At 54.5% G+C, this 15,340-nt stretch carries 8 protein-coding genes; 7 read left to right on the top strand and 1 reads right to left on the bottom strand.

Features of this window, described 5'->3' with window-relative positions:
* Positions 1 to 11: 11 nt before the first annotated feature.
* A complete protein-coding gene (gene gltB / locus G5380_RS19700) occupies positions 12 to 4,469 on the bottom strand; it encodes a glutamate synthase large subunit (protein ID WP_421353048.1) in 4,458 nt (1,485 codons plus the stop codon).
* Between the two features lie 611 nt (positions 4,470 to 5,080).
* Here gltB and G5380_RS19695 point away from each other — a divergent pair.
* The 7 genes from G5380_RS19695 to G5380_RS19665 all read left to right on the top strand — a co-directional run.
* The gene (locus G5380_RS19695; RefSeq protein ID WP_216953332.1) at positions 5,081 to 6,010 is read left to right on the top strand and encodes a TIGR01212 family radical SAM protein; all 930 of its coding nucleotides are present in this window, start codon (positions 5,081 to 5,083) and stop codon (positions 6,008 to 6,010) included.
* Between the two features lie 351 nt (positions 6,011 to 6,361).
* Complete coding sequence (locus tag G5380_RS19690; RefSeq protein WP_421353047.1) at positions 6,362 to 8,506, top strand: type I secretion system permease/ATPase; 2,145 nt, start codon at positions 6,362 to 6,364, stop codon at positions 8,504 to 8,506.
* Entirely contained in the window at positions 8,499 to 9,932 is a 1,434-nt protein-coding gene (locus G5380_RS19685; protein ID WP_216953334.1) for an HlyD family type I secretion periplasmic adaptor subunit, read from the top strand. Before G5380_RS19690 ends, G5380_RS19685 begins: the two co-directional genes overlap by 8 nt.
* A gap of 37 nt (positions 9,933 to 9,969) precedes the next feature.
* Positions 9,970 to 11,295 (top strand): TolC family outer membrane protein, encoded by a 1,326-nt coding sequence (locus tag G5380_RS19680; RefSeq protein WP_216953335.1) that lies wholly within the window; start codon positions 9,970 to 9,972, stop codon positions 11,293 to 11,295.
* Between the two features lie 138 nt (positions 11,296 to 11,433).
* A complete protein-coding gene (locus G5380_RS19675) occupies positions 11,434 to 12,186 on the top strand; it encodes a transglutaminase-like cysteine peptidase (protein WP_254204305.1) in 753 nt (250 codons plus the stop codon).
* Positions 12,187 to 12,189: 3 nt separating this feature from the next.
* Positions 12,190 to 14,115 (top strand): EAL domain-containing protein, encoded by a 1,926-nt coding sequence (locus G5380_RS19670; protein WP_216953336.1) that lies wholly within the window; start codon positions 12,190 to 12,192, stop codon positions 14,113 to 14,115.
* 269 nt (positions 14,116 to 14,384) lie between these two features.
* A partial coding sequence (locus tag G5380_RS19665) for a retention module-containing protein (RefSeq protein WP_421206388.1) occupies positions 14,385 to 15,340 on the top strand: 956 nt, incomplete at its 3' end.

Raw genomic sequence — 15,340 nt, 5'->3', positions numbered from 1 at the left:
GGGTTCCCTCCTTATTGCGCCTGGATTCTGAGTTCTGCACTGGAACGGCTGGTGTGACCCAGCAGCGATTTCACGTCGCTGGACTTGGGTTTGATCAGCCTGAACTTGGGCACATAGGAGTCGAAGTTGGCCAGGATCTCCTCGGCGCGCGAGCTGCCGGTCTCATTGAGGTGCGCCGTGATGATGCCGCGCAGGTGCTCCTGATGGATGGCGAGATCCGCCACGTCCAGCAGTTCCACCAGCTCGGGGTTGGTGCGCTTGGCGAAGTTGCCGCACTCGTCGAGCACGTAGGCAAAGCCGCCGGTCATGCCCGCCGCGAAGTTGACGCCAGTCTGACCCAGTACGGTGACGATGCCGCCGGTCATATATTCACAACCGTTGTCGCCAATCCCCTCGACCACCGCCAGGGCACCTGAGTTGCGCACCGCGAAACGCTCGCCGGCAGTGCCCGCGGCGTAGAGTTTGCCGCCGGTGGCGCCGTAGAGGCAGGTGTTGCCGATGATGGCTGCTTCGTGGGATTTGAACGCCACGCCGACATGGGGCTTGATCACCAGCTTGCCGCCGGTCATCCCCTTGCCCACGTAGTCGTTGGCGTCACCGGTGAGGATCATCTCAAGGCCCCCTGCGTTCCAGACGCCGAAGCTCTGGCCTGCGGTGCCGTTGAAGTGCACCTTGACCGGATCCGCCGCCATCCCCTGATTGCCGTGACGTTTGACGATCTCGCCCGAGAGGCGCGCACCCACCGAGCGGTCGGTGTTGCGAATGTCGTAGCGGAACTCGCCGCCGCTTGAGGTTTCCACCGCCTCCAGCAGATCCTCCACCATTTTCAGGTTGAGCGGCCCCTTGTCGAAGGTGGGGTTGTGCTGCTGGCTAAACAGGCTGGAACCTGCCGGTGCCACCGGACGAGCCAGAATGCCGGAGAGATCCAGCTTGGCCTGACGGGCGGTGAGGCCGGGCAGAGCTTCCAGCAGATCGGTGCGGCCAATCAGGTCGGTCAGCTGGGTGACGCCGAGCTGAGCCATCAGCTCGCGGGTCTCTTCGGCGATGAACTTGAAGTAGTTCATCACCATCTCCGGCAGGCCGGTGAAGTGCTCGCGACGCAGCTTCTCATCCTGAGTGGCTACGCCGGTGGCACAGTTGTTCAGGTGGCAGATCCGCAGGTATTTGCAACCGAGCGCCACCATGGGGCCGGTGCCAAAGCCGAAGCTCTCGGCGCCGAGGATGGCCGCCTTGATGATGTCCAGACCAGTCTTGAGGCCGCCATCCACCTGCAGCCGCACCTTGTGGCGCAGACCGTTGGCGACCAGCGCCTGTTGGGTTTCAGCCAGACCCAGCTCCCACGGGGAGCCGGCATATTTGACCGAGGTGAGGGGGCTGGCACCGGTACCGCCGTCATAACCGGAGATGGTGATGAAGTCGGCATAGGCCTTTGCCACGCCGCAGGCAATGGTGCCAACGCCGGGCTCGGAGACCAGTTTCACCGACACCAGACAGCTCGGGTTGATCTGCTTGATGTCGAAGATGAGCTGGGCCAGATCCTCGATGGAGTAGATGTCGTGGTGCGGCGGCGGCGAGATCAGGGTCACGCCGGGCACGGAATAGCGCAGCTGGGCGATCTGGGCAGTCACCTTGTCACCGGGCAGCTGGCCCCCTTCGCCGGGCTTGGCCCCCTGAGCCACCTTGATCTGCACTACATCGGCGTTCATCAGGTAGTGGGGGGTGACGCCAAAGCGGCCGGAAGCCACCTGCTTGATGCGGGAGTTCTTCTCGGTACCGAAGCGCTTGGGATCTTCGCCACCTTCGCCGGAGTTGCTCTGACCGCCGAGGCGGTTCATGGCAACAGCCAGTGCCTCGTGGGCCTCAGGACCGAGGGCACCGATGGACATGGCGGCGGAGTCGAAGCGGGGGAACAGCTTGTCGGCCGGCTCAACCTGATCCAGTGCGACCGGATTGTCGACCTTCTTCAGGGCCAACAGGTCACGCAAGGTAGAGACCGGGCGCTCGTTGACCAGACGGGCGTACTCCTTGTAATCGGCATAGTTGCCGGAACGCACCGCGGTTTGCAGGGTCTGCACCACATCCGGGTTGTAGGTGTGGTACTCGCCGCCGTGGACGAACTTGAGCAGGCCGCCGTGGGCGAGGGGCTTGCGGGCCAGCCAGGCCTGACGGGCCAGCTTGAGCTGATCCTGCTGGATGTCGGCAAAGTCGGCGCCCTGAATACGGCTCGATACGCCGCGGAAACAGGTCTCGACCACGGCTTTGGCCAGACCCACTGCCTCAAACAGCTGGGAGCAGCGGTAGCTGGCGACCGTGCTGATGCCCATCTTGGACATCACCTTGTAGAGCCCCTTGTTGATGCCGTTGCGGTAGTTGACCATCGCCTGGCGCAGGGGCATGGCGAGCACACCCTCTTCAACCTGTTTGGCCAGGGTTTCGTAGGCCAGATAGGGGTAGATGGCGGTCGCGCCAAAGCCCAGCAGCACCGAGAAGTGGTGCGGATCGCGGCAGCTTGCGGTCTCCACTAGAATGTTGGCGTCGCAGCGCAGGTTGTTGTCCACTAGGGTGCGCTGTACCGCGCCCACCGCCATGGCGGCCGGGATCGGCAGGGTGTCGGCGCTGATATCGCGATCCGACAGCACCAGCAGTACGGTGCCACTCTTGGCAGCAGTTTTTGCCTCCTCGCAGATACGCAGGATGGCTGCTTCCAGTCCCTCTTCGGGCTTGAAGTTGAGGCTGATCACCTGATGACGGTAGTACTCACCTTCCAGTGCCAGCAGCTGGTGGAAGTCGGAGTAGAGCAGGATCGGCGACTGGAACAGCACCCGGTGGGCGTGGCCGAAGGTCTCGTTGAAGACGTTCTGCTCGCGACCGATACAGGTGGCCAGCGACATCACGTGGTTCTCCCGCAGCGGGTCGATGGGCGGGTTGGTCACCTGGGCAAACATCTGGCGGAAGTAGTCATAGAGGGTGCGCGGGCCGGAGGAGAGCACCGCCATCGGGGTATCATCCCCCATGGAGCCGACCGCTTCCTGACCGTTTTCACCTAGAACCCGGATGATCTGATCCAGCTCCTCGAAGGAGTAGCCAAATAGCTTCTGATAGGTTTTCAGCTGGTCGTCGGAGAACTCGCGGCTACCGGTCTGGCTGTCGTCCATCTGCTCGAAGGGGACCAGTCGGCGGCAGTGTTTATCCATCCACTGCTTGTAGGTGTGACGGTTCTTGAGGTCGTCATCGATCTCGAAGCTGGTCCACACCTTGCCGTTGCTGGTATCCACCACGAACAGCTCGCCAGGGCCGACCCGGCCCTTCTCCAGCACTTCGTCCGGGGTGTAGTCCCAGGTGCCAACTTCGGAGGCGAGGGTGATGAACTTGTCCTTGGTGATGACGTAGCGGGCCGGACGCAGACCGTTGCGATCTAGTGCGCAGGTGGCGTAGCGGCCGTCGGTCATGACGATACCGGCCGGGCCGTCCCACGGCTCCATGTGCATGGAGTTGAAGTCGTAGAAGGCGCGCAAGTCATCATCCATGTTCGGATGTTTTTGCCATGCAGGCGGGATCAACAGGCGCATGGCGCGGAACAGGTCCATACCACCGGCGAGGAAGAGATCCAGCATATTGTCGAGGCTGGAGGAGTCAGAGCCGGTGGTGTTGACGAACGGGGCCGCTTCCTGCAAATCGGGAATGAGCGGGGTGGCAAACTTGTAGCTGCGCGCCTTGGCCCACTGGCGGTTGCCGGCGATGGTGTTGATCTCGCCGTTGTGAGCCAGATAGCGGAACGGCTGGGCCAGCGGCCAGCGCGGGCTGGTGTTGGTGGAGAAACGCTGGTGGAAGACGCAGATGGCCGCCTGCATACGGATGTCGGCGAGATCCAGATAGAAGCGCGGCAAGTCCACCGGCATGCACAGCCCTTTATAGACGGTGACCAGGTTGGAGAGGCTGACCACATAGAAGTAGTCGTCGTTGACGCGCTTTTCGATGCGGCGACGCACGATATAGAGACGGCGCTCGAGATCCTTGTCGACCCAGCCGGGCGGGGCGTTGACAAAGACCTGTTCAATGCTGGGCAGGGAGGCTTTTGCGATAGTACCCAGTACGTTGGTATCGACGGGCACCTTGCGCCAGCCGACCAGACTCAGGGTCTCTTTTTCCAGCTCTTCGTCGATGATGTCGCGGGTCTGCTGGGCCAATACGGGGTCAGGGTTGAGAAACAGCATGCCGACCGCATAGTTGCGGCCAAGGTGCCATCCCTTCTCCTCGGCGACAGCTCTGAAGAAGCTGTCCGGTTTTTGCAGCAGCAGACCGCAACCATCGCCGGTCTTGCCATCGGCGGAGATCCCGCCGCGGTGCTGCATGCGAGCCAATGCTGACATCGCGAGACGGACAAGCTTGTGGCTGGCTTCCCCTTCCATGTGGGCCAATAGGCCGAAGCCACAGTTATCCCTCTCCAGCTTTGGATCATATAGTGACATTGCATTTCTCCCTTGCTCGGCCTTGTATCGCACAGTCATCACCTGACTGCATAAATTGCGATTGGCTCTTGTGGTTCCGTCTGCCTGACGTGGCGAATCTCCAAACTAATGGGATTTTCTGGCGAGGTCAATCGCAGGTCAGGTTTGTCTTCATGGTTACATTCGCATAACAAAATGTCGGGTTAGGGGGATTTGCTCGCAGTTATGTAGTTTTTATTCTGTATAGTTTGATTTTGTTGGTTAAATATATCGTAATTGACGGGCTCAATGGTGTGCTCGGCGACGATGGGCGAATGTAGTAATTTTACCAACCCGATGTGGCTGACAGCGGAAGGGATCACATTTTCAATATCCCATGCTTGCAATTGTGTGCTGTCGGGTCTCTTTGAATTTTTCATTGTTCAACAGTGGGTTATCAGGTCTCATTTTCATATGGATGTTTACTGTTTGAATCGTCAAAGAACAGTAAAAATCCTTTTTTTGCGCTTTTTCTCTATATTTATTCAAAATTGGTCGGGTATTTATATGTTTTACTCTATCCGCTAGCTTGATCCAGCTCAGCCCCTGTTTTGCGCAAGCTCGTACAATGGCGCTCCTTTAGCGGAGGTGTCATGCAGTTACACGAACTCGTCAATACATTCGGTCAGGATCTCAAGCAGCGTCATGGTCAGAAGATCCACAAACTCTCCATCCACGGGGCCTTCACCTGCCCGAACCGTGACGGCACCCTGGGCCGTGGTGGCTGCACCTTCTGCAACGTTTCCTCTTTTGCCGACGAGTCGGCTCAGCAACTCTCAGTGGTGCAACAACTGCTGGCTCGCCGGGACGAAGTCACCCGTGCCAAGCGCTATCTTGCCTATTTTCAGGCCTATACCAGCACCTATGCCGAGGTCGAATATCTGCAGCGGATGTATGAAGAGGCGCTGTCGGTGAGCGATATGGTGGGGCTCTGTGTGGGCACTCGCCCCGATTGCGTGCCGGATGCGGTGCTGGATCTGTTGGCGGGCTATCAGGCCCGGGGCTACGAGGTGTGGCTGGAGCTCGGGCTGCAAAGCGCCAACGACAAGACTCTGCAACGGATCAACCGCGGCCACGGTTATGCCGCCTATGAGGATGCGGTAAGACGTGCCCATCAGCGCGGCATCAAGGTATGTGCTCATCTGATCGTCGGCCTGCCGGGCGAGGTGTCGATGGACAGCCTCGATACCCTGCATCGTATCGTTGGGACCGGTGTTGAGGGGATCAAGCTGCATCCGCTTCATGTGGTAGAGGGCAGTACTCTTGGCAAAGCGTGGCAAGCGGGGCGGCTTGAGGTATTGACGCTGGAGCAGTATGTGGAAGCCGCTGTCGCCATGATCCAGCACACACCACCCGAGGTGGTGTATCACCGGATTTCGGCATCGGCGCGCCGCCCAACCCTGCTTGCTCCCGCCTGGTGCGAGAATCGCTGGACTGCGATGGCGGACATTGCACGAGCACTCTCCTTGAGTGGCCCTCAGGGTCATGCACTGGGAAGACCCTTCATACTTCCTGACCTATAATTGAGTTCGTAATTATTATTTTCACGTAAAACATAGGGTTATATAAAAAGTTCATACCATAAACTATAGTTTTGGTACCTGCAGGTTGATATAGTGATGCGCCACAATAAATGCCATTATCAATTAACACCTCCATTTACCTGAGGGAGGCGTCGGCATGATGCTCACAGGCTGGTTTTACCAATCATCATGCAAGGAAAATTGGTGGTGAGTGTCACGATGTATCCGGATAGGTTTATTCCCTGATCAGGCTCATCTGTGGGAGGGGGCTCGTTTTTAGAGTCGCTATAGCAGGAAAATATGAGTGATACCCCTCTCGTATCGACCTTATTAATGCAGTGACGGGATGCTATGCAAGCAGAAACAAGTCGTATCGATGAGTTATTGGAGTGTCTGGTCTTCTTGACCCGCTTTTATGGTGTGCCCAACAGCCAGGATGCCCTGACGACCGGGTTGCCACTGGTCTCCGGACGACTGACTACAGCACTCTTTTGTCGTGCTGCCGAGCGGGGCGGGCTATCTGCCCGTGAAGTGATCCAGCCGCTTGATCAGATCTCTCCCTTGCTGCTGCCCTGCGTATTGCAGATGCGTAACGGTGGCGCCTGTATTTTGCTGGAGTGGAACGAAGATCGCAGCCAGGGGAAAGTGATTTTCCCGCAGGCAGGTGATGCCGCCCAATGGCTGACTGCTGCCCAGCTGGGTGATGAGTATTTGGGGCGTCTCTTTTACGTTAAGAAGCAGTTCAAATTTGACGAGCGCTCTCCCAAGGTGCTGGAGACCCGTGATGGCCACTGGTTCTGGAGCACTTTGTTTGAATCTCGCGGAATCTATCGCGATGTGCTGATCGCCTCCATTCTGATCAACCTGTTTGCCATCGCTAGCCCCCTCTTTACCATGAACGTCTATGACAAGATTGTGCCCAATCTGGCATTTGATTCGCTCTGGGTGCTGGCGGTCGGGGCCATGGTGGTCTTTACCTTCGATTTTGTGATGCGGCAGTTGCGCAGTTACTTTATCGATATCGCTGGCAAAAAGTCTGATGTGCTGCTGTCCGCCAAGATTTTCGCCAAGGTGATGGGCATGCGGATGGAGTCTCGTCCCGCTTCCACCGGCGCTTTCGCCAAACATCTGCAGGAATTTGAATCGGTGCGGGAGTTTTTCACTTCCGCGACGGTTTCTACTCTTATCGATCTGCCTTTTGCCGTCTTCTTCCTTTTTATTATCTGGATGTTTGCCGGTGTGATGGTGGTGGTCCCCATCGTCGCCATGCTGATCCTGATCGCCTACAGCTTCTATATTCAAGAGCCGCTCAAAAAGTCCATCGAAGAGGGTTCCCGGCTGGCCTCTCAGAAAAATGCCAACCTGATCGAAAGTATTTCCGGGCTGGAAACGGTCAAAATCTTTGGCGCCGAGAGTCTGTTCCAGCACCGTTGGGAGCAGGCTGTTTCCCATATTTCCACCTGGGGTGTACAAACACGGCGAATTACCAACTCCATGTCGTCACTGGCCAGTTATATCCAGCAGGTGGTGACGGTCGGTCTGGTGATCGTCGGTGTTTACCAGATCTCCGAAGGCTTGGTCACCATGGGGGGGATGATTGCTGCCGTGATGCTCTCCAGCCGTGCCATTGCGCCCATGGTGCAACTCTCAGTGTTGTCGACCCGTTATAACCAGGCCAAATCTGCACTGGATATTCTGGAAAAAATCATGCAAACCCCGGGTGAGCAGGAGGAGGGCAAGCAATATATCCATCATCCGGTGATTGCCGGTCGAATTGAATTCGAAAATGTTTCGTTCAAATATCCAGGAATGGAAACCAGCACCCTGCACCATATCAATTTGCGTATTCAGCCGGGTGAAAAGGTGGCAATTATCGGCCGGATTGGGGCGGGTAAAACGACCCTCGAGAAGTTGTTGATGGGGCTGTATCGGCCGACTGACGGTTCGGTCCGGATCGATGGTTTCGAAATAGACCAGTTACCTCCCTCGGTGATTCGTCGCAATATCGGTTGTGTTCCCCAAGATGTCATTCTCTTTTTTGGTTCGGTGCGAGACAACATCATGCTGGGTAATCCGCTGGTGGATGACGTGAGAGTCTTGCGCGCTGCCAAGCGGGCGGGCGTCACCAATTTTACCAACCGTGATCCCAACGGGTTGGATCGGCAGATCGGCGAGGGTGGCCGCCAGCTCTCCGGTGGCCAGCGTCAGGCGATCCTGCTGGCACGCGCCCTGCTCAATGATCCCCCCATTCTGGTGATGGATGAGCCTACCTCCAACATGGACAACCAGTCCGAGATGCAGGTCAAACAGGAGCTCGCCAGACTGGGCCCGGAAACCACCTTGATCCTCATCACCCACAAGACCTCAATGCTGGATGTGGCCTCGCGGGTTATTGTCATCGAGCAGGGACAGATTGTGGCAGATGGCCCCAAAGAGGTGGTGTTGCAGCAGTTGAAGGAAGGCAAGGTGCGCGTGCAGGAGGTGTCCCATGGTTAAGGGGCTCATGGACTGGTTAAAACGCAGCAAAAAGGCGCCTTCCGGTGATGTATTGCCGGCCCCCGAGCATCTGGAGTTTGTCGATGACGGCGCGGCCGCTGTGTTGCTTACTACCCCAACCGGTGCCCGCATCCTGTTGTGGTGCTGTTTCCTCTTTTTCATGAGTGCCATCGTCTGGGCTGCCTGGGCCGAGCTGGATGAAGTCACCGTGGGTCAGGGCAAGGTGATCCCATCCCGCCAACTGCAGGTGATCCAGAATCTGGAAGGGGGGATAGTAAAAGAGATCTTCGTCAAAGAGGGAGATATCGTCGAGAAGGGACAGCCGCTGCTGCGTATCGATGACACCCGTTTCCGCTCCGATTTTCGAGAGCGTGAGCAGGAGCTGGTCACTCTGAAAGGAGATATTGCCCGGTTACGGGCCGAAATGGCCAGTGTTGAGGTTAAAAATGACCCTGCACTGGGGTGGCGTGAACAGGTAGTGGTGGGAGAAGCGCCAATTCAGTTTCCGGATGGCTATGAAACCGTCTTTCCCGAATATGCCAACCGTGAACGCTCGGTACAACGGGATCGCCTTAATAACCTGAAGAACCAGCTCTATATTCTTGGTCAACAGATCGAGCAGAAAGAGCAGGAACTGATTGAACTGAATGCCAAAATTCGCACCGTGAATCGCAGTGTGGATCTGGCCAGACAAGAGCTCAATATTAGCCGTCCACTGGCAAAAGAGGGTATAGTGCCTCAAGTGGAGCTAATCAAGCTGGAGCGGCAGGTCAACGAGATGCAGGGGGAGCTGGAGAGCAACCGTCTGCTGATCCCAAAACTCAATTCGGTGTTGCGTGAGACTATTTCCAAGCGCAATGACATAGCGCTGAAATTCCGTGCTGACTCCCAGACGGAACTGAATGAGAAGCAGGGGCGACTTGGCCAGTTGTCAGAAGGGCAGGTTGGCTTGCGAGATAGGGTTGATCGGACCAGCGTGATTGCTCCGCTCAAGGGCACCATCAAGAAACTCAAGATCAACACTCTGGGCGGCGTGGTGCAGCCCGGCATGGATTTGATGGAGATAGTGCCGCTGGAGGACACCTTGTTGGTTGAAGCCAAGGTGTCGCCGAAAGATATCGCCTTCCTGCGACCGGGGCTGGATGCCATCGTCAAGATCACTGCCTACGACTTTACAATCTATGGAGGATTGCATGGCAAGGTTGAACAGATAAGTGCGGACTCGATCCAGGATGAGGAGGGGAACTCCTTTTATCTGGTTCGGGTGCGTACCGAGAAGAGTTACTTGGGCGATGAGCTTAACGCACTTCCCATCATCCCCGGTATGTTAGCCAGTGCTGATATCATTACTGGTAAAAAAAGTGTCCTAGACTATTTACTTAAGCCGATTTTACGGGCTAAGCAGTCGGCACTGAGAGAACGATAAGCCAACAATCTAAAAACAAAACATGACTGGAGATAACATGAAAAAAACGATTGTTGCCATGCTGGTCAGTGGCATCACCCTGATCCCTAGTTTGGGTCAGGCCCAGACTCTGGAAGAGTCGGTGGCACAGACACTCGCTACGCATCCCAAGATCAAGGAAGCGTTTGATCTCTACCAGGCACGCCTCTATCAGCATGATGGCGCCAAGGGTGGCTATTATCCAACGATCGATCTGCGTGGCGGCGTAGGCTATGAAAAGACTGACAGCCCTTCTACCCGGGCTGCTGGTTCAAACAGCAATATTGATGACTCCATGACTCGCAAAGAGGCTGGGCTCAGTTTGCGGCAGATGTTGTTTGATGGCTTTGATGTCAGCAACAACGTCTCCCGAACTGAAGCTGAAGCCAACGCCCAGCGTCTGGCGATGATCTCCGAAGCAGAGAATACCGCGCTGCGAGTGGCTGAGGTCTACCTCAATATGCTGCGCCAGCAGGAGATCCTGGAACTCTCCAAACAGAACCTGGAAACCCACGAACAGATCCGTAGCGACATTCAGAAACGGACTGATTCAGGGCTTGGTTCTACTGCTGATCAGACCCAGATTGATGGTCGTGTTGCCAGGGCCTACGCCAACCAAGCCGCCGCTGAAAACAACTACCGTGATGCGGAAAGCGAGTTTATTCGGGTGGTTAACGAGGTACCAAAAGATCTCGTTCAACCGGTACCTAATGCCGAGTTGGTCCCGGCTAGTCTCGATACTGCCCTGAAAACGGCGACAGAAGTTCACCCGACCCTGCTCTCATCCCTGCAAGATATTGAAGCGGCCAAGTATCAGCATGAAGGTGCCAAATCCGGTTTCTACCCTAACGTCACTTTTGAAGTGGACCAAAACTGGAATGAGGATATTGATGCCGTTAAAGGTCGCAATGACGATCTGACAGCTATGGTGCGGATGCGTTACAACCTGTTCCGAGGTGGTTCTGACGTAGCCGAGAGCAATGCAACTTCGGCACTGTACTCTCAGGCGAAAGACATTCATCTGAATGCATTTCGTCAGGTAGAAGAGGGAACCCGTTTGGCATGGAATGCGAAAGAGTCGCTGGCCAAACAGAAAACCTTCCTTAAAGAGCATGTGGATGCAAGCTACGATACCGTTCAGGCATACAAGAAGCAGTTTGGCTTGGGTCAGCGAACCTTGCTGGACGTATTGAACACCGAAAACGAATTGTTCGAAGCGCGTCGCAGTTATATCACTGCTGAGTATGATGCATTGCTGGCGGACTATCGCATCCTCAATGCGACTGGAAGTCTGCTCAACGCATTTAGCGTCAAGCAACCCGCTGAATGGCAGCCCAGGCAATAACCGTTTGCCAATGATCCCGCCGGGATGATGATGAACGCCAACATGGTGACTGCAGCTGGCAGTCACCATGTTTGGCTAAAGCAGGTGGTTGCGCGGTTTTTGAGGAGTGCAGAAGCAATCATGCAGCAGGCATATGACGTGACACTCCAGCGTGGTACCGGAGGCAGATGGTATGATCTCCTCAATAAATGGAGATACCGATCTCTACGTACTCTGCGCCACTCCTTATGGATCCTGCTGTTACCCTTCTCACTTTTGCTCTGTGCCAGCCAGCCTCTGCCACAGGAAGACCTCAACTTGATCAAGCGGGCGGAGCAGACCTATGGCGCCAGAGCTGGCAAGCGTGTAACCAGTTGGCGCATGCTGGTGATGGAAACGAAGGGAAAGGCACTGAGCGAGACGAAAAAGCTCGAAAGAGTGAACAACTTTTTTAATCAAATGCGCTTTGTTGATGACATCAAGTTGTGGCGCAAGAAAGATTACTGGGCAACCCCGCTCGAGTTTCTGGGAGCTGCCGGAGGAGATTGCGAAGATTTCAGTATTGCCAAATATTCCACACTACTGGAATTGGGGATCCCGGATGAAAAAATGCGGATGGTTTATGTCAAGGCCCTTGATTACAACCAGTTCCACATGGTGGTGGCATATTATGAGACCCCCTCTTCTGTTCCGGTTATTTTGGATAATTTGATAGGCTCTATTCGACCTGCTACCCAACGGCGAGATTTGGTACCTATCTATAGTTTTAACGGTAGTCACTTGTGGTTGATGAAGGCGCGAGGCCAAGGGGAGCTGGCTGGCCAATCATCTCGCTTGGGATTATGGAATGATTTACGCAATCGCATGACATCGGGGCGATTGGCTAGGCCTGTGGTGAATTTGGATGATTAACCTATGACGCTTTATAGACAGTTATTGGCCACCATGTTGCTGTTGTTTGGACTGTTGTTTGCAGCTACGTATTGGGTGCAATTCAATTCGACACGAACTTATCTGGCACAACAGCAGGAGACAACGGTAATCAACACCGCTACGTCACTGGGACTGGCATTAACTCCTTATCTTGAAAATGGCGACAAGGTGGGAGCTGAGTCGGTGATTAAGGCCATATTTGATGGTGGTTATTACCGTATGGTTCGTCTTGACCTGCTTGCGTCGAAAGATGTGATTGAAGAAGAAAACAGCAGCCGTATTCAAGGTGTACCTGACTGGTTTATTGAACTTGGCTTGTTTCCGGAAGTATCCAATGAGTCAATTCTGACGTCTGGCTGGCTGCAACTTGGCAAGCTCAAGGTGGTGGGCCACCCAGGACAAGCCTATCACGAACTGTGGGCAGGGATGAGCGAACTGGCGACCTGGTTTGTGATTGGATTTTTGGTAACCACGATCTTGCTTATGCGTGCACTTAATTTCCTGTTAAAACCGCTCAAGCAGATTTGTGAGCAGGCCGTCGAGATTGAATTGCATCATTTTGGGCATACCATTCCAGAGCCCAAGACCTATGAATTGAAGCAGGTTGTACAAGCGATCAACATCTTATCCGGAAAGTTGGCGGTGCAGTTCAAAGAGCAGGCCGACGAGGCGGAGAAACTGCGTGAACGAGTTTATGTGGATGCCGTTTCTGGCTTGGGTAATCGAGCCTATTTTGTTGGTCAGGTTAATGCCTGGATTGCAGAATCTGGCCAAGGGGGCATCATGTTGGTTGCGGTAGATATGCTCGATGATATCTACCGTGATGAAGGTTTTGCTGCCCGTGATAATATGGTCAAATCTATAGCACAAATCTTACGCGAACAGCTTAAGGGATGGGATGGTGCAGCTGTGGCGCGGATATCAGCGACCGAATATGCTCTGCTCTGCCCGACAGATGATTTGGGTCAGCTTAAGGAGTTGGCAGAAATTATCAATTCTCGTATTGCTGATCTGGTCGTGAACCCAATGGCGGAGGGTAATCCTCTCTCCGTCATTGGTATTGCAGGCCGTGATGGTAATGATGATCTCTCAGTCCTGTTGACTAAAGCGGATAATGCACTCGGCAAGGCGCGTAATGAACGCCGTGGTGCTGTTGTCATGGAAGGGGGAGCCGAGCAGGGGTTGATGGGGCGCTTGGCATGGCGTGATTTGGTTCAGGATGCTATTTCGCATCACCTCTGGCGATTCAAGGCTCAGCCAGCTTGCCGATTTGATAACGGGGCCAGGTTGCATGCCGAGTTGTTTGCATCTATCTCTCGCGATGGCACGGACTATTTTGCCGGTCAGTTTTTGCCTGCCATCGAACAGTTCAAATTGGGGGGCGATTTTGATCAGGCAATACTTGATGCATGTGTTCCCTTACTGCACAAACAAGCGGATCTAGTGCTGGCAATTAATATAACGGCAGGTTCGCTTTGTTCGGATGAGTTTTTGACCTGGCTGACGCACTATCTGGTCGAACATGGCGAATTGAAAGAACGGCTGTTATTCGAGATACCCGAGGCAGCCATTATGAAGCACAAAGATCATGTGGCCGCTTTGGTAGGCGCATTGCAGGTCCATGGTTTCCAGTGGGGGGTTGACCACTACGGCCGTCACTTCCAGTCACTGGGCTATCTGGAGGAGTTAGCGCCTGCCTATGTCAAGGTGGATCACGGTTATACCAGTCAGGTCATGGAGCCGGGTGCTGACACCTCATTCTTGGCTGCAGTGTGCCGAGCTGCACACAATGCCGGTGTGACCACCATTGCAACCCGCGTCGAAGATCAACATCAAGTGGAACTGCTTTCCAAGTTGCATATCGATGGTTATCAGGGATTTGTGCATCCTGCTTTCCCCTTGTCTTGATTGATATGTGCAGTGTAGAAATGGCCCCGAATGGGGTCATTTTTTATATCAATACAATATATTTTTTGATTTTTTTATTATCAAATTAATATGGGTGTTATTTGGTTCCATTTATATCGTTATGATTTTAATGAAGAAAAAATAACCTTTCGATTTTATTCTCTATATCGGTTTGAGGGCAGTCAAACCTATAGATTATTGCAACGGAAAAGCACGTTATCTCCCTCTACGGTGTAGACATCAAGATCTGTCACGTTGGAGCAATGGATATGCGTACCCAAATCATCGACAAGTCCGTGGTTGTCTCAGCTATCGAAGGGAATGTGGAGATTGTGCTGGCTGATGGCAGCAGTCGCCCCCTGCAAAAGGGGGAAATACTCCAGCCCGGTGCCAAATTGACCATAGCGGATGATGCCAAGCTTGTTCTTTCCCCCTATGACGATACACCAGCGCAGAATGTACCCACCGGTTCCGAATTAGCAGAACCGGGACAACCGCAAGGTGGTGCCAGCACGGAGGGCACTCCTTCTGACATTGCTGCATTGCAAGAGTCAATTTTGCAAGGCGTTGACCCGACGCAAAACTTTGAGGCTTCAGCAGCAGGTGGTGCACCTGCTGCCGGTGGTGGCGGTGGTATTGGCGGGGTAGCAGGAGCAAGCGGCAATGGTGGCTTTGTCACCATTGATAGAACCGGTGATGCGACCATTGCCGAGGCCGGTTTTGATACCAATTATCAGGCTGAACCCATTATCAACACTGAGCAAGCGGCTGAACCACTGTTAGAACCGGAGCCACTAACTAATCTCTTGTTGGATGAGAGTGAAGTATTTTCGATGGATGAAGATAACCCTGTCAGTGGTGATCTTTTGGCCAATAGCTCCAACCCGGATGGTCCCTTGGCTCAATCCATCATCAGCTATAGCTGGGGTAGTAATATTGATGTTCCCGCAGGTGTTACATCGACCCTTACTGGCATTGGTACGCTGATCATCAACAGTGATGGCTCTTTCACCTTTACCCCCGCTCCTGACTATTCTGGTGCAGTTCCTACAGTAAGTTATCTGGTCACCGATAGTTCTGATGTTGTTACTTCGACCTTGACGCTGATAGTGACGCCACAAGGTGACATCGACTTCAACGTCGAGGCCCTGAATGCGGGTGCGACCGAAACGGATGGCACGGTACAGGTGCTGCTGACCAACACGGTGAGTATCAGCGATGGCGA

This window comes from Aeromonas sp. 604443, assembly GCF_049170315.1.
Taxonomy (GTDB): Bacteria; Pseudomonadota; Gammaproteobacteria; order Enterobacterales; family Aeromonadaceae; genus Aeromonas; species Aeromonas veronii_A.
The sequence above is the reverse complement of the archived record's forward strand: the minus strand, read 5'-3'. Positions and strand labels throughout refer to the sequence as shown.